Here is a 25221-nt window from a genome sequence, read left to right as displayed (position 1 = left end):
TACAAGAGGTACCTACCTCACATTTAAAATTAAGCCTCTACAAAATATAGACGTGCTCGATCATATACCCAATTATAAATATAAGTATAACCTAATATGACTAATGTCATCGTTATATCTGTAGCAAAGGCCATCCAAAAGCTCATATGCATCATGTACATGATTATCGGTACCGTTGCAAGCATAAACAAACCTTCAAACAACACCGCATGAATTATGCGGATTACAGGACCTCGCGCTAATCGGTCACCTGGTACTAGTTTATCAAATATCCAGTTAAACACAAAATTCCAAACCATCGCCAACAAGGAAAAAATAATCATCAAGACCAAAGGCTGCCCCTCATGCGGAACAAACTGCATCACCAAACAGCCAATCAAAACACAGCCCAGCTCATATAAAACCGACTGTACAACACGCTCTGTAGCAGACATAATAATAAACTACCTCCATCAGAAAACTCAAAAAAAGATATTTACTATCATATCAATATTATATTATATTTATTTTCTTAGATTTGTCGAATATTGCCATTTTAAAATAAAAAAAGCCGCGTTGTATCTACTAAGCGACTTGCCCCTCGAAGTGAGTTATGCCATTTTCGGATATAAAGAAAGCCCCTCGTAGTGTTCTTTAAGCTCGACTTGCTTTTCCCAAAGTGAGTATTGCCATTTCAGGATAAAAGAAGCCGCCATATGTCTGTCCAGCGACTTGCCCTCCCGAAGTGAGTTATGCCATTTTCGGATATAAGGAAGCCCCTCGTAGCGTTCTGTAAGCTCGACTTGCAAGGGATGGAGAGCGAGCAGAATGCTACGAGGGGCACTATTTAATTATCCTAAAAGTGGCATTACGAACTGAATCCATGGAATCCCCACCACGATAAATATCGCAAGGTAGATAATCCCAAAGATAGCGCCTAATTTCCAGAATTCAGGCCCTTTGTTATAGCCACTAGCAAACCAGATTGGACTGTGACCAGTACCATATGGTGTAAGGATACCCATAATACCCATTGGTACTAAAAGAATTAACATAACTTGAGCTGGGTCAACGCCAGGAATTTGAAGAATTAGAGTAGCAAATAAGCCTACCATAGCCGTTACATAAGCAGTACCAGATGCAAAGAAGTAACGAAGCAAGCAGAATGCTAACAACAAACCTAGAACAGCCATAGTTGGATCTAGAGACACTAAAGAACCACCTGCAGATTTAGCAAGCCAGTCCAAGAAACCTACATTTTTAAGACCCGCAGCCATAGGTACGAGTGTAGCGAACCAAGTCAAAACATTCCATGCTGGTTTGTTAGCAAGGAAGTCTTGCCATGTCATAATCTTAGTGAAAATCATCAAGATAATAACAATCAAAGCTGTTGTAGTTGGGTTTACTTTAAATGTAGAAGCACCAATCCACAATACAAGAGCCAACACGGAAATCAAGGCCATGAAAATTTCACTGCGCGTCATGGAGCCTAATTTCTTATACTCATCTTTCGCCCACGCCGCAATTTCAGGGGAACCTTTTACCTCTGGTTTGCAGAATACATAAGTCAACAATGGAGTGATGATAAACAAAATAAGACCTACTGGTAAGAAAGCTAAGAACCATGTCCCCCAGTTTGCCGCTACGATACCAGACTTAGCAGACAATTCAAGAGCCAATGGGTTTGGCGCTTGACCAGTCAAGAAGATGGAGCTAGATACACATGTAGTTGCCAACGCTACCCAGTTCAAATAGGAACCGATTTTACGAGGATTCTTATCTGGATAGGAGTCAAACATTGGACAAATACTAGATACGATTGGGTAAATCGTACCACCAGAACGAGCCGCATTACTTGGGATGAACGGCGCCAATACAAGGTCCGTAATAGCGATGGCATAACCAAGACCTAAAGAGGACTTGCCAAGCTTTGCTACGAGGAACAAGGCAATACGGCGGCCAAGGCCAGAGTTTTCATAACCGATACCAATCATGAAGGCTGCGAAGATCAACCACACGATGGCATTAGAGAAACCGCTAAGACCCCAACTGATAGCTTGTGCATCAGTAATCGCCTTTGCTACACCAGTTGCTTTGTCTATAATAGGTGCTGGACCAACCTTAAATAACATAGATACGGTAACAGCAATGATACCGATGAAAGCTGGTGGCATTGGTTCTAAAATCAACCCCACCACAAGGCCTGCAAAAATACTTACATAAATCCAAGAATTTGCGCTAAGACCTTCAGGAGCACCGATGAGCCATACAAGAATAGCTACTACAAGCGGTGCAAATAATTTCCAATTCAACTTCATTAAGAACACTCCTTACTAAAAATAAAACTGCAAAATTGCTAATACAGTATAGCAGAATTTTTTTAGTGAGAATATAATATTCGTCATAATACTTATTGATTAATACTAAACTTTTAGTAATAGTTTTTACTAGATATTTTTGGTTTTATACAATACAATATAAATATCGAAAATTATTAATTTAACTAAAATTACTGAAAGGATTTAAATGAAACCTTTTATACGCTATATAAAATCTTTATGGTTTCCAGTCATTATCGTATCAATTCTTTCGTTACTCACCGTGGCAGGCACATTATATATACCAACCTTAACGGCCACAATCATCAACGATGGCGTAGATATTCGCGACGTATCTCGTGAAAGCTTACACAACACGGTAGGCATGGTACTGCAAGATACTTGGATTTTTACCGGCACTATCACAGAACAAGGAACACACCACGAACTCATCAAACGCGGTGGTCACTATAAAGAACTATACGAAAACTATGTGGCAGGAATAAGTATATAAAATTCAGGATTGCCATTAACATCAATGTGAAGGGTTCCATATCCATCATTGATATCTTTCGTCATTTCATATATAGTAACCATAGAAGCAGAATTACTGGTCTGACTACCTGTACCTTTATGTACAGCAGCAGCAGTAATTCTGCTTTTTATTATAATATATAATTTCATATAAATTAAAATCATTAGGTGAAACCCTTATTTTATTCAAACCTTGTTCCGTAGTTAACCTAATAGCACCTAAATCAAACAAATCAAAATCATGTGACGACCCATGACACGCAGCTTGATAGTACTGATAATTATATTGTTTTTGAAGCTTGTCTAAATCTTTTTCGTTTAGTATACTATTGTTAATCATAAACTGATTAACACTCATTTGTCCGCTTGATTGGACGTTATTGACTGTTAATTGGTTTATTTTTTGTATTACCATACAATAGAATTATAGGAAAAAAGAACCACCGATAAGCTGCAACTTATCGGTGGTTCTCTTATTTATTCACCTTTTGGTACGAACCATAGGCCGTTATTATTTTTCTCCATGTAGTCTTTGAATTCTTGAGATTGGTAAGCTGCTACAAGGTCTTTTGCCCATTGTGCATCTTTATTTTTCTCGTTAACTACTACTTGTAACAACCATTGTGGCAATACATCTTCGTTAGCCAACGCTGATTTTGGATCAATTTTTGCATTATAAATGATAGCACCGGTAATAACAATATAGTCGAAATCAGTACGTACAGAAGGAATTGTAAGAGAGTTCATTTCAGTAAATTTAAGATGTTTAGGATTTTCAATGATATCAGCTTGTGTTACTGTTGCTAAATCTTTGTTAGGATCAAGTTTAATCCAACCGATTTTTTGCAACAATGCATAGGCACGAGCCATGTTAGATGCATCATTTGGTACTGCAATAGTATCACCATCTGCCACTTGGTCTAAAGAGGTTTTAGAACCGCTAAAGATACCTGCTGGCACCGTTGGAATTGGAGTCAACGCTACAAGATGACCATTTTGTTTTTCGTTGAAGTTTTTCATGTATGCTGTATGTTGTTCAACGTTGAAATCTACTTCACCATCGCTCAACACTTGGTCCGCTTGTACCAAATCAGACATATCTACACCTTTAAAGGTATAGCCTTGTTTTTCCAAAATTGGTTTTACACCTTTTTCAAATAGTTCAGAGTAAGGGCCTTGAGACTTACTATAGGATAATTCCTTTTTAGCACCATTATCGCTATTATTGGAACCGCAGCCTGCGATAAAAGCTACGCTAAATACTAATGCCGCGCCAAGGGCAAGAAGTTTTTTAAATTTCATAGTACATTCTCCTATACTTTCACAATCAATATAACCAAAATCTATTTCATCAAATTAGGAACGACGTGCACGACGTGCGAAATAGTTACCTATTGTTTGAATAATTTGAACAAAAATAATCAAAATAATTACGGTAAATAACATCAATGGGAAGTTCAATCGTTCATAACCATAGGTGAGGGCCAAATCACCTACACCACCAGCACCAATAGCACCAGCCATAGCAGTAGCACCGATTAGACCAATAGTACCCGTTGTAATAGATAAAATAAGTGAACCCTTTGCTTCTGGTAAAAGAAAATGCCAAATCACCTCAAAATAAGAGGCCCCCATTGATTGTGCAGCCTCGATAATCCCTTTATTAACCTCTAAAATAGAGTTTTCAAAGAGTCGAGCTAGATAAGGGGCAATAAATATAACAAGTGGTACAATAGCCGCTGTTGTACCAACACGAGTACCTACAATCATCTTAGTTAACGGTAATATAAACACCATCAAAATGATAAATGGTACGGAGCGTACAATATTAACAATTGTATTTGTAATGGTATAAACAATACTATTTTTGACGATACCATTAGGATTTGTTACCACCAATGTAACTGCGATAATTAGACCTAATACAGTACCAATGAATAGAGATAGGAACACCATATATAATGTCTGTTCTGCGGCTAATAATAACTGCGCTCCTGGAACACCAAGTTCTTGCATGAAGAAATCCATTATAGTGTCACCTCCTGCCATTCAATACCTTGAGCAACAAGATACTCTTTTACCTTGCCCACCTCAAGATCATCGCCAATAAACTGAACAATGAATATACCAAGTACAGTATGTTCTAACTCTGTTACCGTAGCAAATAATACACTCGTTTCTAAATCAAAGGTTTTATTAATATGATATAGAACATTATCTGTCGTATTATTTCCTAAGAAATGCATCTTAAGAATTGTGTATGGCCTTTTATCACAAGCTAATGTATGTTTCACAGTTGATGGAATCTCATCAGGAATTACAGTCCTAACAAATCGCTTTGTTGTTTCATGCTTAGGTTTACTAAACACCTCAAGTACAGAACCTCTCTCGATAAGCTTCCCATATTCCATAACTACAACGCGATTACATATTTTCTGAATTACATCTATCTCATGAGTTACGATAACTACTGTTACCCCTAGTTCACGATTAACACGTTCAATAATTGTAATATAGATTCTGTTGTATCAGGATCTAGAGCGCTAGTTGCTTCATCACAAAGCAATATGGATGGATCTGTAGCTAATGCACGGGCAATACCAACGCGTTGCTTTTGACCGCCAGATAATTCTCCAGGATATGCATTTGCTTTATCGCCTAAATCAACAAAGTCTAATAAGGTTTTAACCTTTTTATCAATGTCGGATTTTGGTACCCTATTAAGAATTAGCGGGATAGCCACATTATCATACACAGATTTAGCATTCAATAAATTAAACTGTTGAAATACCATGCCGATGCGCTTACGAACCTTTCTGAGCTCGTTAAAACTTAAGCCATTGATATTCACACCATCTATTTCAACATGACCAGAGGTAGGTACCTCTAAAGCATTAATCATTCGTAACAGTGTGGATTTGCCAGCTCCACTGAAGCCAATAATGCCAAATATGTCCCCTTTTTCTATGGTAAAGTTTACATCAGATAATGCAGTAACCTTTTGCTTATTAACGTCAAATTCTTTCGTTACATTTCGTATAGCAATCACTGTACCGCCTCTTTCCCTTTATATTGATAGGAATTAATATTTCTCCTAAAACATATCTTCAAGGTATGTTTTAATTATGTACTTAGATTACTACAATTTATAATGACTGTCAAACAAAAAAGAACCTCACCAATTAAAAGATTGAGGTTCTTTTATTATATAGCTCTTATCTTATAAGGGTTTACATCCCTATTTATCTAATTTTATATTTTTTACATCAAGCTGAACCGATTCAGACTCTAACAAAATAACTTATCTATATCGATTAAAAAGATATAGGGATCCTAAAATGACCGGTGCCCCAATATAGAGCCCCATATTAGGAATTTCTCCCAATAAAAATGCGGCTACAATAGCTGCCACTATGGGTGAGATATACATAAAGTTGGTTACATCTGAAACCTTTTCCGCATGTTCCAAGGCATAGCTCCAGAAAACAAAGCCTAACGCACTAGAAAGAAATGCTAAATAGGCCATGGCAAATTTTGCACTAATCGGTGCCACAGCTATCATTTCAATGGCATGTTCCGCAAAAGGCAAAGCCATAATGGCACCTGTAAACATAGACCACATGGCGATAGTGATAGGCTTATATCCTTTTAAACTAAGGCCACGATTAAGGATATTATAAACTGCAAAGAGTGTCATCCCCAGCAAAGTCCATAATGCACCTGTAGGAATTGTAAGGGTTGAATTCCAAAGAATAATTATGGCTACACCTATAAAAGCTGTTATTGTAAATAACCAGCCTATGGGGCGTATTTTATCTTTATAAACAATCATGGCCATCAGTGCCGTCGTCATCGGAGTCAAGGCCATAATAATACTAGATGTGGCCGCCGGAATTGTGCGCAAACCTTCATTAAAAACAACTTGGTAAACAAAATTCCCTGTGGCGCCTAACAGAATATATAGTCCCCACTCACGCCATGTTGTCGGTATGTGTAAGCCTTTTACAACACCGATTACCAGCATAAGTAAGGCCCCACCCATAACCCTTGCCACAGAAAGTGTTAATGAATCTACGGATTGTAATGCTATTTTACTGAAAGGAAATGCAGTAGCCCATACAGCAATTGTAGCAGATGCACCTAAAAGTGCTTTCTTTCGATTTGTCATTAACATCCGCCTTTCAATAGTATTCGCATATACAATCTTATAATCCACTTTGATTAACGTATATTCTATCCAAATTATTTCTATCTTGATTCATTCTACCAAGATCATGTTATCTACATGTTTTATATCTTAATAACACGATCTAAATTGTACCATAATATACCACTGAAACTACAAGAAATCAAATCATACCTTTTTTCACTGCTTGAACTATACACAAATATAAGCTATCCAATATTATTGAAAAATCTGTAACCAAGGATTCTTAACAATATTGATATGCAATTTCATATTATTATATACACATTAAATAAAATCACAAAAAACAAGAACTCATACAAACCTATATACACTGGTGTATTTAAACAATTTAGCTTATGGAAGTTTATGAGATACTTCACAAAATCGCATAGTATGTATTGAAAATCTATATCATCTATTTATTGTGGAATTGTTACAAACATTGTACACTATAGGCATAGAAATCTATAGTTATATCCTTTTATGGAGGTGCAAAATGCAACATACTGCATGGAAAGATTTTAACACAGGTGTGTGGGATAAAGCCGTTGATGTACGCGACTTTATTCAAAGAAACTATATCCCCTATGAAGGGGACGATTCCTTCCTTGCTGGTCCTACAGAACGAACAACAAAATTGTGGGAACAGGTAATGAAGCTTTATGAAGAAGAACGTGAAAAAGGCGGCATGCTTGATGCTGATACTTCCGTGGCCACACACATTACTGCCCATGCGCCAGGATATATCGACAAAGACCTTGAAACAATCGTTGGTTTACAAACTGACAAACCTTTAAAACGCGCTATGTTCCCATATGGTGGCTTGCGCACAGCAAAATCCGCTATTGAAGAATACGGCTTCAAAATGGATCCGCAAACAGAGGACTTCTTTAAGAAACATCGCAAAACTCATAATGATGGCGTATTTGATGTATATACTCCAGAAATGCGTGCTGCACGTACAGCTCACATTGTAACTGGTTTGCCAGATGCGTACAGCCGCGGTCGTATTATCGGTGACTATCGCCGTATCGCTCTTTACGGTGTTGATTATCTCATTGAAGATAAAAAAGAACAATTTAGCATCACAATGGGTGACATGCTAGAGGATATCATTCGCGACCGTGAAGAAATACAAGATCAAATCCGTTCTTTGAAAGAATTGAAAGAGATGGCAGCGTCCTATGGCTATGATATTTCCAAACCAGCTAAGGATGTTCGTGAAGCCATGCAATGGATTTACTTCGGCTATCTTGGTGCCATTAAAGAGCAAAACGGTGCTGCTATGTCCATTGGCCGTAACTCCACATTCCTCGATATCTATGCGGAACGAGACCTTCGCAACGGCACATACACAGAGGAACAAATCCAAGAATTCGTAGACCATTTCATCATGAAATTGCGCATGGTTCGCTTCGCACGTATCCACGAATACAACAATTTGTTCACAGGTGACCCTGTTTGGACCACTGAATCCATCGGTGGTATGGGTACTGACGGCCGTACATTGGTGTCCAAGATGTCCTTCCGTTACCTACATACATTGACTAACCTTGGTCCTGCTCCAGAACCAAACCTCACTGTATTATGGTCCCCTCGCATGCCTATCGGTTTCCGCCGTTTCTGTGCGAAATTATCCATCGAAACATCTTCCATTCAATACGAAAACGACGAATTGATGCGTCCTAACTCTGGTGATGACTACGCCATCGCATGTTGTGTATCCCCAATGCGTATCGGTAAAGAAATGCAATTCTTCGGTGCTCGTTCCAACTTGGCTAAATGCTTGCTTTACGCAATCAATGGCGGTGTTGACGAAAAGTTGAAGAAACAAATTGGTCCTAAATACCGCCCTATCACTTCCGAATACTTAGAATTTGACGAAGTATGGGAAAAATTCGACGACATGATGGAATGGTTGGCAGGCGTATATGTAAATGCATTGAACATCATTCACTACATGCACGATAAATATGCTTATGAAAAACTAGAAATGGCATTGCATGACCGCAAGGTAACTCGTTGGTTTGCAACTGGTATCGCTGGTTTATCCGTAGTAGCAGACTCCTTATCCGCTATTAAATATGCTAAGGTAAAACCTATCCGTGACGAAAATGGCATCGCTGTTGATTTCGAAATCGAAGGTGACTTCCCTAAATATGGTAACGATGATGACCGTGTAGATAGCTTGGCAGCAAAGGTTGTTTCCACATTTATGAACAAGATTCGTAAACATCCTACATATCGTCAATCCGTTCCAACTATGAGCTTGTTAACAATTACTTCCAACGTAGTATATGGTACTGCTACAGGTTCTACTCCAGATGGTCGTAAAGCTGGCGAAGCTTTCGCGCCTGGCGCGAACCCAATGCACGGTCGTGATTCTCACGGTGCCGTATCCTCGTTGGCATCCGTAGCTAAAATGCCATGGCGTGATTGCTCCGATGGTATTTCTAATACCTTCTCTATCATTCCGGACGCATTAGGTAAATCTGGTGAAACATTTGTTTCCGTTAGCGATTTTGATATTGAGTTAGACCCTTCTCAATTGCCTAACAGCAATACAAACTTCGCATGCAGCGAACCAAATGTTACTATAAAGGAAGATAAATAAAATCTTCCACAGTATCGGACTGCTTTCACCGGCACCGATACGAGTGTTAGTCTTGGTTGAAAGGAGGTTATACCCATGAGCAACCAACAAGTTGATAACTTGGTAGAGTTATTGGATGGTTATTCCCAAAAGGGCGGCCATCATTTGAACGTTAACGTGTTTACTCGTGAAACATTGTTAGACGCTCAAAAACATCCTGAGTTGTACCCTCAATTGACGATTCGTGTATCCGGTTATGCGGTGCACTTCAACAAATTGACAAAACAACAACAGGACGAAGTTATTTCCCGTACATTCCATCAACGTATCTAATCGAGGTTTCCTATGACTGGACGTATTCATTCGGTTGAAACGATGGGTACGGTTGATGGTCCAGGCATGCGCATGGTGGTATTTCTTCAAGGATGCCCCATGCGCTGTGCTTATTGCCATAATCCTGATACATGGGATGAAACTAGCGATAATGCTAAATTCATGACCGTAAAGGAATTATGGGACCAGTACGAACGTAACCGCCAATTTTATACTAATGGTGGTATCACCGTCACAGGTGGGGAAGCTCTTATGCAAATCGACTTTGTTATTGAGCTTTTCACATATTTCCGTGAAAGAAACGTCCATACCTGTTTAGATACAAGTGGAATTTGTTTTGACCCCCACCAAGAGGTGGCATACCGTAAATTACTCAGTGTAACTAGTCTCGTCATCCTAGACATTAAGGAAATCGATCCAGCCAAGCATTTATGGTTAACGGGTAAACCGTTAGAGCCCATTCTCGGGTTTGCTCGATTGACGGCAGACGTGGAAGTTCCGATTTGGGTTCGTCACGTAGTAGTCCCTACGATTACAGATAATGCCGATCGTCACTATCGTCTAGGCTTTTTCCTAGGATCTCTGAAAAATTTACAAGCCGTTGATTGCTTACCTTATCACGTTATGGGTATTGCTAAATATAAGGAGTTAGGTATTCCCTATCGCCTAGAGGGCATCCCAGCTGCAACGAAAGATATTGCAGCTAAAGCGACAAGAACCGTGGTGGAAGGCATCAAGGCCTATAGACGCCATTGGTGGAGTCCCATCAAAACACAACATCAATCATAATCAAGTTTGAGGATAACTACCTCCCTTGATATATATAAATATATATACCAAGACTTGATCTATGATAGCCCTAATCAATAGAGCCGCCCCCATACAACCGGGGACGGCTCTTATTGCATTTAAATAAACTTTCTATCATACAAACGGGCAGCGATGAGGACCACTAAACAAGATCCCACATTATGCACTAATGCACCTGTAGTAGGCGTCAAAACCTCAAGCAATGAGAGAATAATAGCGATACAATTAATGACCATTGATAAAGCAATACTAAATTTTATAGTTTTAATCGTAGCATCTGATAATCGTTTAATATAAGGAATTTTACTAAGGTCATCACTCATCAAAGCAATGTCTGCTGTTTCTATGGCAATATCACTACCAATAGTCCCCATTGCAATACTCACATCAGCAGTCTTCATAGCCGGTGCATCGTTAATTCCATCGCCAACCATACAAACCTTATGATGTTTCCCTTGCAATGATTCGATAATACTTACTTTTTCTCCTGGTAAAAGCTCCGCATGTATTTCGGAAACGCCAGATTTCTTTCCAATATATGTAGCTGCTTCTTTACTATCACCAGTAAGTAATACTGTTGTCATATCTAAGCTTGAGATAGCAGATATCATATTTATCGCATCATTTCGCATTGTATCAGATAATGTAATGATACCTATAATATGCTCTTTATCTGCAATAATGACAGATACCTTTCCTTCACTTCGATATACATTAATGGCTTTTTGAATAGAATCACATACAATAATATTATGCTCTTCAAGAAATCGTTCATTTCCACAATATAATTCCCGACCTTTTATTACGGCTATAATCCCTTTACCTACAGACATCGTAAATGAAGTAGTATCAAGTATTTCTAAATCTTGCTCTATGGCATGAGAAACGATAGCCTTGCCAATAGGATGTTCGCTCTTAGCCTCTACAGATGCAGCTAATTGAAGAATATCAATCTCACTATAATCTGTATCAACGGCTAAAATAGATTGAACTGATAACTGACCACGTGTTAATGTGCCGGTTTTATCAAATGCCATGGTATCTACTTTTCCCATAGTTTCAAGAATTTCACCAGATTTAATAATAACGCCATGTTTAGTAGCTTGACCAATAGCGGCCATAACCGCAGTAGGTGTAGCAAGCACCAATGCACAAGGACAAAACACAACCAACACAGTAACACCGACGATGATATTACCAGTTACTAAATAGCCTATACATGCAATCATCAATGCAATAGGAACCAATCGACTAGCAACAATATCAGCTATACGCTGAATCGGAGCCTGTTTCTGTTCCGCATTTTTAATAAGTTGAATCATTTTTTGAATAGAACTATCTTCGCCCACTTTGGTAGCTATAATATCTATGGCACCAAAACAGTTAATCGTTCCGCCAAATACATCATCATCAATTGTTTTATCAACAGGGATAGACTCTCCTGTCATAATAGATTGATCTACCGTTGTTTCACCATTAATAATGCGTCCATCTACAGGCATCGTTTCGCCCGGAAGGATTCGTAAATAATCACCACTTTGTATAGACTCTACAGGAACCATCATTTCTTTGTTATCTTGTATTTTACGACCCTTAACAGGTGCTAATGAAATTAACTTCTTTAACCCTTTTTTTGCTCGCTCCGTAGTTGCTTCTTCAAGGAGAGCGCCTAAAGCCATAATAAAGGCGACCTCACCAGCCGCAAATATATCTCCAATAGCAATGGCCGCAAACATAGCCATGGAAATCAATAAAGCTGACGAGATTTTACTAATCCCCTTATTATATATAATCCTTCGTATAGATAAATATACAAGAGGAAAACCACAAATAATAACGGTAATCCAGGAAGGTTCAAAAGGGATTATATTTTGAAATAGTCTCTGTCCACAAAACTCTTCTATCAAATGCGGAATTCCATCAAGCAGTAAAAATAGCCCCGCTAAAATCGTCATATATAAACCAGATAATATATCATATATTCGATGTACCATACAGCAATCCCCTTATCAGACTTTCACTATCAACATGAATTGAATTATGACTATACTTACAGTACAATAATTACGATAGCGAACACTTTGTTCACTTTAATTGTATCAACCTATGGTTCTAATACAATATATAAAACATCATATATGTTCATTACGGAACATATATGATGTTTTGTACTAAAAGTATGATAGGAGTTAATATGGATCGTAGACAGAAAAGAACTCGCAAAGCCATATTTATAGCTTTTAACGAATTATTATCTAATAAGGCATATGACAAAATCACCGTTCAAGAAATCATTAGTGCCGCAGATATTGGCCGCACCACATTTTATGCTCATTTCGACACAAAAGAGGCATTACTAGAAGCCCTCTGCGAAGACTTGTTTTTACATATAAAAGATAGTATTAATCATTTACCTCATGCTCATGGTCTTTATCAACAAAGTATTTACCCAGTCTCAGTATTTGGTCATTTATTACAACATTTACAGCAAAATGAAAATAAAATCCTCGAACTACTAGCTAGTGATAATAACGAAATCTTTTTGCGCTATTTTAGAGATCATCTAAATGAGTTGGTGCAAGGATATTTCATCAATCAAAACCGTAAAGCAAATACAAATCTACCGGATGACTTTATTATCAATCATATTTCAGGTAGTTTTGTCGAAATGGTGTTATGGTGGGTAAAAAACGGCATGAAAGAATCGCCTACAAAATTAGACAATTACTTCCATGCCGTTATAGAACCTATTATATAATTATTTAAATTCTATCAAGATACTACATTAATTGGTTCATCCTTAAAGAAGGCTTGTACATTGTCACGAATAATGCCTACCAAACGCTGACGTGTTTCTAAACCTTTCCAGCCCATATGAGGTGTAAGAATAACATTATCTAATGTATATAGAGGGCTATCCTCTGCTGGAGGTTCTACCTCTTGTACATCGAGGCCCGCACCTGCAATGCGTTTAGCCGCTAATGCTTCACAAAGGTCTGCTTCATTAATAAGTGGACCACGACCAGTATTTATGATGACTGCACTAGATTTCATTTTACCGATAGTTTCTTTATTAATCATGTGCTTAGTTTGGTCATTCAATGGGCAATGCAATGTAATATAATCACTATTTTCTAGTAATTCATCAAGACTTACATAACGAATACCATCTCCATCAGCCTTTGGTGTGCGTGTATGAACCAAAATATTCATACCGAGTGCTTTTGCTACTTTGATCACTTCCATACCAATGTGACCAGCACCAACAACACCTAATGTTTTACCATTCACTTCTGTATGGCTCACTTGTAAATGTTTTGTGAAATTACTGCGATCACCTTTAGCAAGCATGCCGATTTGTTGCTGCATAGTGGATGCAAAATTGAGGATCATCATGATGACTGTATGCGCTACACGTTCCGTACTATAGGCCGGGATATTACATACGGTGATACCCTTTGCTTTCGCTGCGTTAAGGTCAATATTATTATAACCCGTGCCAGCTTCTACGATGAGCTTTACTGTATCTGGGAATTGTGAAAGTAACTCAGCAGTAACAGGAATCTCTTTTGTTACTACTACGCGAGCACCTTGAATGCGTTCAATAAGCTCTGCATTTGTACTATCCTCGTAAACTTTTACATCACTAGATAATACAGAAAAATCTAATGCATGGTCGTAATTCATTTTACTTGCGTTTACCACTACTACACGTTCACTCATGAGAACCTCCTAAATTGAATAGCCTAAAACATAGGTAATACCACTTCTATATAAATTATACATAAATTATACTATTATTTATATAATTTTATACTAAAATAACTTCTATTATATATCAACTACCTATACCAATTAATATACTTTCACAACTAATTAGTATACTTTCACAATAATTGTATATAATATATGTATAAATCCTATAAAATTCAAAGTAAAACTCATTTTTCTGTATATAACTTTCACAAAAGTATTGTGTAATTCCCCAAAAGTTATAAAATAAAAGTAATGTTATATAGAATTGAGGAATACAATGAGACCTACCTATTTGACCATAAATACAAGTCTCGTTCGCGAGAATTTGCGTAAAATTAAAGATAGTTTACCTGAATGGAGTACGTCTACAGCTGTCATCAAGGCCAATGGCTACGGCCACGGCAGTGTTATGATGGGGCGTATTGCCGTGGAGGAAGGTTACGAATCCTTAGCCGTTGCTATTCCAGAGGAGTCCGTACCACTTCGCAATGCAGGTATTATGGTACCTATTTATTTATTAGGACTCACAAGGCCACAATCCTTTGAACTTGTGGCAGACACTAATTCGATTCCTGCCGTTTGTGAATCTACCGACTTGGAATCACTCAATAAAGTAGCCGATAATCACGACATGATTATTCGCGTTGCTGTTGCCGTTGATACAGGCATGCATCGCATCGGTATCAAGCCTGAGGATGCCATTGAGTTTATCAAACGCATTGAGTCCTACGAAAATTTGGAAATAGACGGATTCTTCTCTCACATGAGCAATGCTGATGCGGCGGATCAATCACACGCCCATAGCCAAACGCAAAAATTTCATCGCATGGTAGATGAAATACGAGCATTCCGTCCAGAAGCAGATTACCGTTTCTCCCTCGCCAACAGTGCAGGTCTTTTATCTGTCAAAGATAGTCTATTCACAGATGCTCGTCCTGGTATTATTCAATACGGTATCATGCCATCTCTTGATGTGCCAAATCGATTGGGCTTAAAACCTGTTTTATCTTTCCATAGTGAAGTTGTTCATGTACAACATATCCCTGCTGGCGAAGGCATTGGATATGGATCTACCTATATCACAACTGAACCAATGACAATTGCTACTATCCCTGTAGGCTATGCGGATGGCTACCCTCGTAGTTTATCCAATCGGGGCACCGTACTGATTCATGGCACTCGTTGTCCCGTAGTAGGTCGTATTTGTATGGATCAATTCATGGTTTCTGTTCCGGATACAATCACGGTAAAGCCTGGCGATAAGGTGGTGCTTCTAGGGTCTCAAGGTCATGAAAGCATTTCTGCTTTAGAAATTGCAGCCCTTGCTTCCACAATTCCTTATGAGATCTTTTGTGGATTCTCAGAGCGCGTACCACGACAATATATTTAACCTATGTAAAATAAAGAAAGCCCGTATCACATGTAGAATTCTACATGTGATACGGGCTTTCTTGCTCTCCTATACCCAGCGTGCTGTAAAGCAGTTACGTTCTTATTGTGAGAGAGAGTATATATACCAAGTATATAATCTTATGATTCGGAGGGAACCACAATTCATAAGGGGCCCTCTGAACGATAGATGGCATAGGAGAGAGTCAATGTTTATCTATCCAATCCAGAGGGCTGTGTGTAATTGTTTATTGTGTGTGTTGTTTATTGTGTGTGTTTTTGTGTGTTTTTGTGTGTTGTGTATGTGTGTGTAAGTGTATTTATGTTATGTGTGTATAGTTTTGAGTGCTTAGTGTTCGTTTTTGAAAGGGTTTGCTTTACAGCGCTATAGAATAGGAGATCAACTTATTTTGCTACCGTCCCTGTTTTAGCATCCAATACAACGGATATCGGTTTATTTTGTGCATCATGGAATTCTATGGTATATAGTGGTTTACCATTTTGATTAGCAAGAGACCACGCATTAATACCAGTCGCTACCTTGCCAGACTGTACGAAAGCTGCATTAATTGCCACATGTGGAGGTATTACTGTTCCGGCATCAATAGCACTAGCTTCCATAGATGCATCATATGCTTTAGGAGTACCATCAGTTACATTACCAGTAGCCACATCTAGAGTCATAGAATGAGCACCACTAGTATTAAAACCAGCTACTTCATAGATGGCAGTTTTACCTTGAGTTTTGAAAGATACATTTGTAATTTTGGAGTTTCCAAATTTGCTTTCGAATTGGTCAATTAAATAATTAGCACCAGCTACGAAAATACTATTTTGGTCTACTACGCCTTCTTGCTGGTTGGTTGTGCTAGGTTGTGATTTTCTACTTTTAGAGTTTTTTTTTCCTCTTTAGTAGGCTCTTCTTTATCAGCTTTTTTTTCGTCTTTCACAACTTTTACTTTAGGCGCTTTATCTACTGCAGCTTTTTTAGTATTTTTAACTTCTTTACCATGCTTCGCTACAGATTCAGATTTTTTATCACCACTGCGTACTACTCTTGGTTCACTAGGAGCTTTAGCTACAGATGCAGTTTCAATAGAAGGGACCGCTGCTGCAGGATTTTCTGTACTAGGCACTACAGTTTCTTGAGCTACTGGTGTTTTAACATCTTGTGTAGCTGTTGGAACTGGTGTAGTATTACGAACTGCTGTACCTACTTGATTAGCTTCTGCTACAGGAGCTACTGGAATTTTAGGTGCAACTGCAGTAGTAGCCACATCTGGAGCCACCGCTACAGTAGGAACTACTGGATCAGTAACTGGTTGTGCTGGAGTCGCTGCACTCGCTGTTTCTTGCGTAACAGGCATTGGAGTTACTGGTTCAGCTGCTGTTACAGCTACAGTGGCACCAAATACGCCAGCCACTGCTAAAGCAATACTACTTTTTAAAATAGATTTTTTCATATTGTCCTCCTTATTAATTCATTTACATGCAACTTTACGCATGTATATTTCCAGTCAACTCAATGTCATCATGTAAGTTCCAAAACATATATCCAGCATGGACTTGTAGATATATAGCTTGGAAATTTCAGATATACTTGAGTTTGTCTTTCGACTGGTACACATACTATCGACAGTCTATGAAGTCAAAATGTAGAAGCACTGTTAAAAGCTTATTTTATAGTGAGTTTAGAATGAATTTATATATAATTCCTATGAAATCCTATGGGATTTACTTTATACTTAAAAATTCCATGAAAAATATATCAAAAGCCGTTTATCCCATATATAAGGGATAAACGGCTTCAAAATATACGTATCGATATCTAAAATTGCACATTCATGAGCAAACTTTCACAAAAAATGCCTCAATACTAGTTATTTTTTTAAGAAAAATAGTATTAAGGCATTTAATTATTATATTCAGAATAAAATAACTAGGCACTATTAAGATATAATAACTAGTCAATCATATATTAATCGTCAAATTTAACAGATAGCAATTTACCATTCATTGCATCCATACGCACATGTACCTCTTTATTATCTGCTGTACCAAAGCTAACTTTGTAGACGATTTTACCTTTATCATAGCGCACAGCCCATTCATTAAGACTCACAGCTTTACCCTTTGTTTGGGCATAAGCAAAGTTCACCACAGCTGCAGGCGGTAAGATTTCCCGAGGATCAAACGATTTTTTCTTTAGTGATTTATGGAAGTCCCCTTCGCGCTTTTCAAAGATTTGATTAGTAGCATAGATATACGTTAACTCATACTTGCCAGATTCATCAAAACCTTCAACATCATACTTAATTTGACCTCCATCCGCATCAAAGGCGATTTCCGTAATTCCTGCATTTGGATGATTTTGGATAAAGGCATTTAATAAACCATTAGCGCCTACAATCGCCGCATGGTTGCCATCAACAACTGCCACAGTTGGCTCTACAGCTACTAAAGGGGCTGCACTTGCATTTGGAATGCCAAATGCCGCTGCCAAGGCCAATACAAGGCTACCTTTTACAAAAAATGATCTCATTGGTTCCTCCATATCTCAAACAGTTATCATAACAATATATATACAATTATACACTAAATCAACGCGGTTTATAATCTTTATTTATATAATTAGTGCATGTACCTGCGCCCTATGATACAATGCACATAGATTTATTTTTGTAACTACATGTGAGCTAACTATGATTTCAATTTACCCCACTATATATCACAAATTTCAATGCAAAGCCGATCAATGCGAAAATACATGTTGTCAGCTGTGGACCATCGATATAGATGAGCCTACTGCTGAACGTTATCATGCCATGACAGGTTCTCTTGGTGAAAGCTTACGCCAAGCCATCACGGTTGATGATGAAGGCAGTCATTTTATCTTTTCTAAAGCACAACCTATGTGTCCCTTACTCAATGAAAAAGGTCTATGCAAAGTAGTTCTTGAATTGGGAGAAGAAGGACTATGTGATACCTGTCATATGCATCCACGCTTTTATAAATACATTGAAGACTTAGAACTATGTGGCGTTGGATTATCTTGTGAAGCATCGGTTGAACTATTGGCCCAACAAGAACCGATGGACTTTCTCTTCTTTACAATTGAAGATGACCATAATGAATTCAATCCAGAGGAGCGATTAACAATCCACAATATTTTTGAATTATTAGCCTTTGATTTAAATCCTAATCTATTCCAATATACGCCAAATCCTTCAAAGCAAGCTTTCAAAGAATTATTAGACCTATATAAAAAAACGGAGCCCATCGATGAGAATTGGACAGCACAAGTTAATACATTATCTAGTAAACTAGACCAACTCATCACATCCGTACAGACCTATATACAGCATGAAGATATGAGCCTATTTAACAAAGTGTACCAATATATATTGTATCGCCAAATCGATATGCTATCAGATTATTCCTTGGAATCTATCTTAGCCTATGCAAAGAATGGTACTGACTATATACTTATAGCCAGCGCCTTAGAGGGACAACCATTAAAACAAATTGCTAGATGGTCACAACAAATCGAATACGACGAAGATAATGTGGCGCTATTATTACAACACTACGAAGCCCAACTTATTATAGAGTGAACAAAAACCGCAAGAATTTTATCTTGCGGTTTTTTTAAGTCTTATTATAATACATCATTTGAAGAGAGTATGAACAAAGCGAATCCATTGAGGTAATACAGAGACAGATAATAATGCCACAATAAAGATAACAATATAGGTTTTAATGATACCTAATTCAACATAACGTCTCATTAATTGGGCTACAATGAACACGGCATAATACTGGCTGAACATCGTAATAAGATAAGCCATATCCCCTACATATTTTTGAAGAGACAAAGAGAAAAAAATAATCCCTAGTATATGAATTAATACTAAGACAACCGTGCGAAGTGCATTTGTATAAGCTAATCCATATATATAATTGCGCAATACCCCACCATAAGTACCACGACCACCTAATAAAACAAGTAAGCGCCATATAACAAATGAACCGATGATAATTTGAAAAATTAAAAATACAGAACTTGCTAAAATACTAATTACATCAAAATGAGTTAACCCAGTAATCCGTTTAATTCCGAGCATTGGAGATATCACTTTCACCATAAACGGTAAGCTATAGGTCATTATATATAATACAATAGTAGATACGACTAGATTCAGAATGGCTCTTGTATGAGATCCATAATTGATAATATTCTGAAAAGATTGTTCGCTAAGCCTGGTAAATAAATGCAATATATCCTTATTCCATGTCATAAATGCTCCTTTTAGTTTAAAACTAGTAAAAAAGGACGAGCCATGTCTCGTCCTAGATATATCATATGTATTTTATCGAGTCAACATATAAATCCATTCAAACACGTGTGCTACCAAAAGAGCAATCAACATTAGAATCAAACCTTCATAAGGGGTCCCATTAATACATGCTCCCACAATACGTCCCATAGTTTGTAACAATAATACGGTACTTAAAACACATAGCACAATCATACAGAAGCCAATGATTGCTTGCAGTATTAATGGTACCGAAGTTAAAATCAGCATAATCCCTGCTGTAAAAGTAATCAATGCCACAACAAGTTGAGCAAATGACATGATATGCAAAATACCGGTTGTAACAGTTCGAACATAAAATTTACGCTGTTGAGCAACCGCATAAACTATAATGATACAAGCCATGAAAATAACTTTTCCGATTACCCATGCAAAGCGACCTATATTCCAAAATTCTCTAGAACTACCCATCTGTTCCAAAAAAAGTTGTATTTCATGTTGACCTACTGGAAGAGATAGCGATTCCCACCTTACCAATAATGAAGAATTACGTATAAACGCACGTATAGCATCTAAATATACGCCTTCACCTACAATAGTAAATTGATAACATATGAGTGTTAATAGCAACATTCCTATGAGTTGCCCATAGGCAATATCAAAGTGATACATACGAGGATTATTCTCTTCAATAGGGTTTAATAAACGATAGATAAACTGCATTAAACCTACCATCATAGGTATCACCACCTTTTACACAATATACATACACAACATTTAAGTTTAGATACTATAACATACAACACACAATAAGGAGCTATAAAAAATAGTTCCTTTTCATTTTCCGTTCATCATTATAGCACAAAACAGACATCTTTTCATACTTTAATTATCCTAATGGAATGGGTCCTTCGGGGCCCTTTTCCCTTATAAAATACAGAAAAAGCTATTAGCAGATTATATATAATCAGCTAATAGCTTTTTTCGTAGTAAGGGGTATTTTGTTACAGCCCCTTTCATGTTATGTAATTATCTGGAAGTAGCAAGTACTACCATGCCAATCAAGATACCTAAAAGGATTACAGGAATCAAACTCGTAATAATAGAAATACCAAAAGTTGCTAAACGGGATTTATTAATTTGGCGACTCAACAATGTTAAGCATACCCAGAATGTATAGACTGCAAAAGCTATCGTTGCGAATATAATAATAGTTATCCATACAATACTACCTACTATAGAGTCAGGATTAGAGCCTAGTAGCAACAAAAATGGCAATGATAGTAATAGGAAGCCAATGAAATATACTAAGCCCATAATCTGATTATAAGCTTGTTCGTACCACATGATTTTTAACACAGACTCATATGTAGTATGGGCATCAAATTTATTGGCGACCCAAGAGAAAATCGCAGAATAAATAGCAATACCAATAAAAGCAAATAGCAAGCCAACCGCTAGGCCTAATATACCGGCCCCAGAAAGAGCCGCCGCACCAGTAAGTGCAACACTAAGTTTATCCACAAATATCATACTCAAAAAAGTAGGTAGAATATTTGAAAATACGAATGCCACCAATGCCAAAGCTACTGTAGCATAGAACCCTTTGCGACAAGATCCATGCTCTACAATCTGTGGAATACCACGTTTAAATGGAGCTACCACAAGTTGCCAAATATCTGAATACCATTTTGTTTCCATAAAACCTCCAAAACACCTATATCTATCTAATTGTAACACAAACTATATTTAAACCGTCATGGACAACATTATACCTCCCACACCAAAGATGAAGGATACTATGTAAAAAGAAATACCCGTTATCCAAAGATTTAGACCAAATTGCTTAGACATGAGTTTTGCCATAATAAAAACATTAATTAGCTCCATGGTGCTTAATCCACCCGAACCACCACGAATACGTAAATCTAAGAAAAGATTATGGTCAAGACCTTTCATCAGCAACCCCTGATTTATTAATGATAACCATATCAAGTCTCCTTTTTATTTAATCTGATAATATATTATACTATATAATCTAACTTTGAAGATATTATTTTAGACTATTATAACGCAAAAAAGCAGCCCACTAGGAGCTGCTCTTTTATTTATCTTATTGCAAAGATGCTGCAATTTTTGTAAGGTTTTCATCCATACGTTCTAAGTATGTTTTATTATCTTCGTTGCTTTCGATAGTATAAATAGTTTCTACCTTAGCACCTACTTCTTGTGCTAAAGTTTTGGATACCTCTGGGCTAGCCATTTCTTCTGCAAAGATAGTAGTAATATGGTTTTCTTTAGCATATTCGATGAGTTTAGCCAATTGTGCTGCATTAGGTTCACCTTCAGCAAATACATCTTCCACACTGTTTTGTTCTAAACCAAAATCACGGCATAGGTACGCAAATGCTGCATGGCCTGTAACAAAGTTTTTATGCGGAGCTTTAGCGAATTGCTCTTCATATTTTTTAATCATTGCATCTAATTTAGCAACGTATTCAGTATAATTCTTTTCATAATAATCCTTATTTGCTGGGTCAACTTTTACAAGGGCATCCTTGATATTTTTCACTTCAATTTTAGCATTTTTCAAAGATAACCATGCATGAGGATCTTCTGCACCATGTTCTTTAATTTCTTCTGGGTCAGTATTTTTAATAGCTTCAACACCTTCAGTAGCTACAACAGATATGAGTTTATCATTTTTAGCTGCTTCGATAGCTTGTTTTGCCCAAGGCTCCATACCAAAACCGTTATACACAAATACTTGAGCTGTTGCCAATTGTTTCATATTTTCAGGCTTCAACTCGAAATCATGTGGTTCTACGCCATCTGGTATAATAGTAGATACCTCTACCTTGTCACCACCAATAGCCTTTGTAAACTCAGCCATTGCATTAAAGCTTGTTACCACTTGGATTTTTTTACTTGCTTGTTCCTTCTGTGCACTCGGTGCATCATTGCCACAACCTGCAAATAAAGCAGCCATCATAATACCTACAACTAACAAAATCAGTTTCTTGATCATCGTAGTCCTCCTTTGTAAAAACCTGATCGCTATGCCTATACAGAATATACTCCATTCTTTAGTTGCAGTTGCGACTCAGTTGCATTTGTAATATAGTTATAGTATAAACTTACTTAGAATTTTGTCAATCAGAAATGTGGTTTTCATATGTTATCAATAGAACATCTTTATTTTTCCTATCAAGGTCAACCGCCTTATGTGTTAAATGACCTTAATTTACATATTCACAGTGGTGATTATATATCCATCGTTGGGGATAATGGGTGTGGTAAAAGTACCTTGCTCCGTCTCATTTTAGGTTTTCTTACCCCTGTAAAGGGCTCTATCAAGCGAAGCACCAATAATATTCGGTATGTGTCTCAAAAAAATGACTTCTCTCACGCAGGATTTCCTATTACGGTAAAAGAAATCCTCGATTCCTACCGCAAACTTTTAAAGATTAAAGATAAACAGGAAGTCAATCGCGTATTAGAGCTTACCCATATGACGGAATTTAAAGACCGTCTCATCAGCAAACTTTCAGGTGGACAAGCTCAGCGTGTATCTATCGCCCGCGCCCTCATCGGTAAGCCTGACCTCATCATCCTCGATGAGCCTTCAACAGGTATCGATAGAAAAAGCCAAGAGGGCATCTATGCTCTACTTCGAAATTTGAACCAAGAGCACCATATTACGATTATCTCTGTTGAGCACAATATCGAAATGGCTCTCGCCAACTCTACCAATATCTACCATATTGCAAATGGTCAAGGTCACCTTTGCTCCCCTGAGCAATATGCTAGTGAAATCATGCACAGTACAGGTCGCAATCCAATAGATCACAAAAACTGCTCCTGTTTCACAGATGTAACAATAGAAGCTCAGGCTCAGGCTCAGGCTCAGGCTCAGGCTCAGGCTCAGGCTCAGGCTCAGGCTCAGGCCGATGATACCACAGTTGAGGAGGTGCGCCATGTTTAGTTATGATTTCATGCAAAATGCCTTCTTCGTAGCAATTTGTATTTCTCTTTTATGTCCATGTATTGGTATCTTCATGGTGCTACGCCGTTCCAGTATGATTGGCGATACCATGAGTCACGCATCACTAGCAGGTATTACACTAGGTTTATTAACGAATACTAATCCAATTTTAGGAGCCTTTATCTTCACTGCCATCTGCGGTGCACTCATCGAGTTCTTGCGAAAATATTTTTCACACCATCTCGATCTTATTCTTACTATCATCTTATCCCTCAGCATCGGTACAGCTATTACACTTATTAGCTCAGGCAAACTAAAGGCTAACGCAAATGTATTCTTCTTTGGTAGCATCCTAACGGTAAACGCAACCGATATGATTAGCATTGCAGTGCTCACCATTTTATCAGTATTAACGCTATACTTTTTGTATAACTCCTTACTCTACATCGCTTACGATGAGGAAGCGGCTCGTGTAGCAGGAGTTAAGGTAGATTTTATCAATTATATCTTTGCTATCTTAATGGCTGCCGCCGTATCGATTTCTATTAAAATTGTTGGTGTTCTCGTATTAAGTGCCATGATTGCACTACCAGTAGCATCTGCATTACAATTAGAAAAAGGATTTAGAACAACACTACTCTGTTCCATTGGATTTAGTTTACTAGCCATGATCATTGGACTTTTTGGCTCCTACTTCCTTAACGTAGCACCTGGTGGCTTCGTATCGTTAACATCGGTAGGGATCCTACTAGTAATATTAGTCATTAAAAATATTCGCACTATCATACGACGCTTTCAGTTTAGTAGATAAGCTAAAACAATAATTAATATATTTAGGCATAAATATTATAGCTAGTTAGAGTAATATAACTAGTTAGAGTTAAATAATATAACTAGTTTAATTAAAATATATAACTAGTTAAATATAAAAATATATCTAACCAAATGCGATAGCATATTTGATATTCTATTAGCCATATAAATCATCTAACTATACAAGTGTATAACAGTTTTAGTAT

Annotated in this window: 25 protein-coding genes and 2 pseudogenes; 9 read left to right on the top strand and 18 right to left on the bottom strand. The window is 37.5% G+C overall.

The window, feature by feature from the left end:
• Positions 1-29: 29 nt before the first annotated feature.
• From E7B10_RS06655 to E7B10_RS06645, 3 genes are all read right to left on the bottom strand, one after another.
• Positions 30-434, bottom strand: coding sequence for a PACE efflux transporter (locus tag E7B10_RS06655; RefSeq protein WP_278473115.1), 405 nt, complete (start codon positions 432-434; stop codon positions 30-32).
• 156 nt (positions 435-590) lie between these two features.
• Entirely contained in the window at positions 591-788 is a 198-nt protein-coding gene (locus E7B10_RS06650) for a hypothetical protein (RefSeq protein WP_316055548.1), read from the bottom strand.
• A gap of 42 nt (positions 789-830) precedes the next feature.
• Entirely contained in the window at positions 831-2297 is a 1467-nt protein-coding gene (locus E7B10_RS06645) for a DASS family sodium-coupled anion symporter (protein WP_287510480.1), read from the bottom strand.
• A gap of 208 nt (positions 2298-2505) precedes the next feature.
• Here E7B10_RS06645 and E7B10_RS06640 point away from each other — a divergent pair.
• Positions 2506-2727: pseudogene (locus tag E7B10_RS06640) on the top strand (hypothetical protein); the annotation flags it as partial.
• 59 nt (positions 2728-2786) lie between these two features.
• Here the strand turns inward: E7B10_RS06640 and E7B10_RS06635 are convergent.
• The 5 genes and pseudogenes from E7B10_RS06635 to E7B10_RS06615 form a co-directional block, all read right to left on the bottom strand.
• Entirely contained in the window at positions 2787-2981 is a 195-nt protein-coding gene (locus tag E7B10_RS06635) for a hypothetical protein (protein WP_024062566.1), read from the bottom strand.
• A 327-nt stretch (positions 2982-3308) separates the two neighbouring features.
• Positions 3309-4133 (bottom strand): MetQ/NlpA family ABC transporter substrate-binding protein, encoded by an 825-nt coding sequence (locus tag E7B10_RS06630; RefSeq protein WP_287510481.1) that lies wholly within the window; start codon positions 4131-4133, stop codon positions 3309-3311.
• A 54-nt stretch (positions 4134-4187) separates the two neighbouring features.
• Entirely contained in the window at positions 4188-4859 is a 672-nt protein-coding gene (locus tag E7B10_RS06625; protein ID WP_012863838.1) for a methionine ABC transporter permease, read from the bottom strand.
• Positions 4859-5880: pseudogene (locus E7B10_RS06620) on the bottom strand (methionine ABC transporter ATP-binding protein). The gene E7B10_RS06625 and the pseudogene E7B10_RS06620 overlap by 1 nt, the downstream one beginning before the upstream one ends.
• Positions 5881-6132: 252 nt before the next feature.
• Positions 6133-6999: a DMT family transporter gene (locus E7B10_RS06615; protein ID WP_287510485.1), complete on the bottom strand. Its 867-nt coding sequence runs from the start codon at positions 6997-6999 to the stop codon at positions 6133-6135.
• Positions 7000-7516: 517 nt separating this feature from the next.
• Here E7B10_RS06615 and pflB point away from each other — a divergent pair.
• The 3 genes from pflB (at position 7517) to pflA (ending at position 10735) form a co-directional block, all read left to right on the top strand.
• Positions 7517-9634, top strand: a complete 2118-nt coding sequence (gene pflB, locus E7B10_RS06610; RefSeq protein ID WP_287510486.1) for a formate C-acetyltransferase — start codon at positions 7517-7519, stop codon at positions 9632-9634.
• A 75-nt stretch (positions 9635-9709) separates the two neighbouring features.
• Positions 9710-9946 (top strand): autonomous glycyl radical cofactor GrcA3, encoded by a 237-nt coding sequence (grcA3, locus tag E7B10_RS06605; RefSeq protein ID WP_004693956.1) that lies wholly within the window; start codon positions 9710-9712, stop codon positions 9944-9946.
• Positions 9947-9958: 12 nt separating this feature from the next.
• A complete protein-coding gene (pflA, locus tag E7B10_RS06600; protein WP_004693958.1) occupies positions 9959-10735 on the top strand; it encodes a pyruvate formate-lyase-activating protein in 777 nt (258 codons plus the stop codon).
• 119 nt (positions 10736-10854) lie between these two features.
• Here the strand turns inward: pflA and E7B10_RS06595 are convergent, their stop codons facing one another.
• The gene (locus E7B10_RS06595) at positions 10855-12750 is read right to left on the bottom strand and encodes a cation-translocating P-type ATPase (RefSeq protein ID WP_287510487.1); all 1896 of its coding nucleotides are present in this window, start codon (positions 12748-12750) and stop codon (positions 10855-10857) included.
• Between the two features lie 200 nt (positions 12751-12950).
• Here E7B10_RS06595 and E7B10_RS06590 point away from each other — a divergent pair, with 200 nt between their 5' ends.
• A complete protein-coding gene (locus E7B10_RS06590) occupies positions 12951-13514 on the top strand; it encodes a TetR/AcrR family transcriptional regulator (RefSeq protein ID WP_278604646.1) in 564 nt (187 codons plus the stop codon).
• Positions 13515-13528: 14 nt separating this feature from the next.
• Here E7B10_RS06590 and E7B10_RS06585 read toward each other — a convergent pair whose 3' ends face one another.
• Positions 13529-14479 carry a 2-hydroxyacid dehydrogenase gene (locus tag E7B10_RS06585; RefSeq protein ID WP_024062772.1) on the bottom strand — a complete coding sequence of 317 codons (951 nt, stop codon included), beginning with the start codon at positions 14477-14479 and terminating at the stop codon, positions 13529-13531.
• Positions 14480-14789: 310 nt separating this feature from the next.
• Here E7B10_RS06585 and alr point away from each other — a divergent pair, with 310 nt between their 5' ends.
• Positions 14790-15902 carry an alanine racemase gene (alr, locus tag E7B10_RS06580; protein ID WP_004697849.1) on the top strand — a complete coding sequence of 371 codons (1113 nt, stop codon included), beginning with the start codon at positions 14790-14792 and terminating at the stop codon, positions 15900-15902.
• Positions 15903-16306: 404 nt separating this feature from the next.
• On the opposite strand, the gene E7B10_RS06575 is transcribed toward alr, so the two are convergent.
• The 3 genes from E7B10_RS06575 to E7B10_RS06565 all read right to left on the bottom strand — a co-directional run bounded on the left by E7B10_RS06575 (position 16307) and on the right by E7B10_RS06565 (position 18443).
• Positions 16307-16585, bottom strand: a complete 279-nt coding sequence (locus tag E7B10_RS06575; RefSeq protein WP_004697959.1) for a PepSY domain-containing protein — start codon at positions 16583-16585, stop codon at positions 16307-16309.
• Between the two features lie 158 nt (positions 16586-16743).
• The gene (locus E7B10_RS06570) at positions 16744-17364 is read right to left on the bottom strand and encodes a ribonuclease E (RefSeq protein WP_287510489.1); all 621 of its coding nucleotides are present in this window, start codon (positions 17362-17364) and stop codon (positions 16744-16746) included.
• Between the two features lie 515 nt (positions 17365-17879).
• The gene (locus E7B10_RS06565; RefSeq protein ID WP_195213491.1) at positions 17880-18443 is read right to left on the bottom strand and encodes a PepSY domain-containing protein; all 564 of its coding nucleotides are present in this window, start codon (positions 18441-18443) and stop codon (positions 17880-17882) included.
• A gap of 160 nt (positions 18444-18603) precedes the next feature.
• Between E7B10_RS06565 and fliB the strand changes: the two genes are divergently transcribed.
• Complete coding sequence (gene fliB, locus E7B10_RS06560; protein ID WP_287510490.1) at positions 18604-19515, top strand: flagellin lysine-N-methylase; 912 nt, start codon at positions 18604-18606, stop codon at positions 19513-19515.
• Positions 19516-19569: 54 nt separating this feature from the next.
• Here the strand turns inward: fliB and E7B10_RS06555 are convergent, their stop codons facing one another.
• The 5 genes from E7B10_RS06555 to E7B10_RS06535 form a co-directional block, all read right to left on the bottom strand.
• Positions 19570-20046 carry a hypothetical protein gene (locus E7B10_RS06555; protein ID WP_314051561.1) on the bottom strand — a complete coding sequence of 159 codons (477 nt, stop codon included), beginning with the start codon at positions 20044-20046 and terminating at the stop codon, positions 19570-19572.
• Positions 20047-20271: 225 nt separating this feature from the next.
• Positions 20272-20955, bottom strand: coding sequence for a hypothetical protein (locus tag E7B10_RS06550; protein WP_287510491.1), 684 nt, complete (start codon positions 20953-20955; stop codon positions 20272-20274).
• Positions 20956-21246: 291 nt separating this feature from the next.
• Positions 21247-21918, bottom strand: coding sequence for a hypothetical protein (locus E7B10_RS06545; protein WP_128114167.1), 672 nt, complete (start codon positions 21916-21918; stop codon positions 21247-21249).
• A gap of 48 nt (positions 21919-21966) precedes the next feature.
• On the bottom strand, positions 21967-22176 hold the full coding sequence (locus tag E7B10_RS06540) for a hypothetical protein (protein ID WP_287510492.1): 210 nt from the start codon (positions 22174-22176) through the stop codon (positions 21967-21969).
• 154 nt (positions 22177-22330) lie between these two features.
• Entirely contained in the window at positions 22331-23245 is a 915-nt protein-coding gene (locus E7B10_RS06535; RefSeq protein WP_287510493.1) for a metal ABC transporter substrate-binding protein, read from the bottom strand.
• Positions 23246-23392: 147 nt separating this feature from the next.
• Here E7B10_RS06535 and E7B10_RS06530 point away from each other — a divergent pair, with 147 nt between their 5' ends.
• Both E7B10_RS06530 and E7B10_RS06525 read left to right on the top strand, forming a co-directional pair.
• The gene (locus tag E7B10_RS06530; RefSeq protein WP_287540698.1) at positions 23393-24202 is read left to right on the top strand and encodes a metal ABC transporter ATP-binding protein; all 810 of its coding nucleotides are present in this window, start codon (positions 23393-23395) and stop codon (positions 24200-24202) included.
• Complete coding sequence (locus E7B10_RS06525) at positions 24195-25013, top strand: metal ABC transporter permease (RefSeq protein ID WP_287510494.1); 819 nt, start codon at positions 24195-24197, stop codon at positions 25011-25013. Before E7B10_RS06530 ends, E7B10_RS06525 begins: the two co-directional genes overlap by 8 nt.
• Positions 25014-25221 lie beyond the last annotated feature (208 nt).

The sequence above is a fragment of the Veillonella sp. genome (assembly GCF_032470285.1).
Classification (GTDB): Bacteria; Bacillota; Negativicutes; order Veillonellales; family Veillonellaceae; genus Veillonella.
The sequence above is the reverse complement of the archived record's forward strand: the minus strand, read 5'-3'. Positions and strand labels throughout refer to the sequence as shown.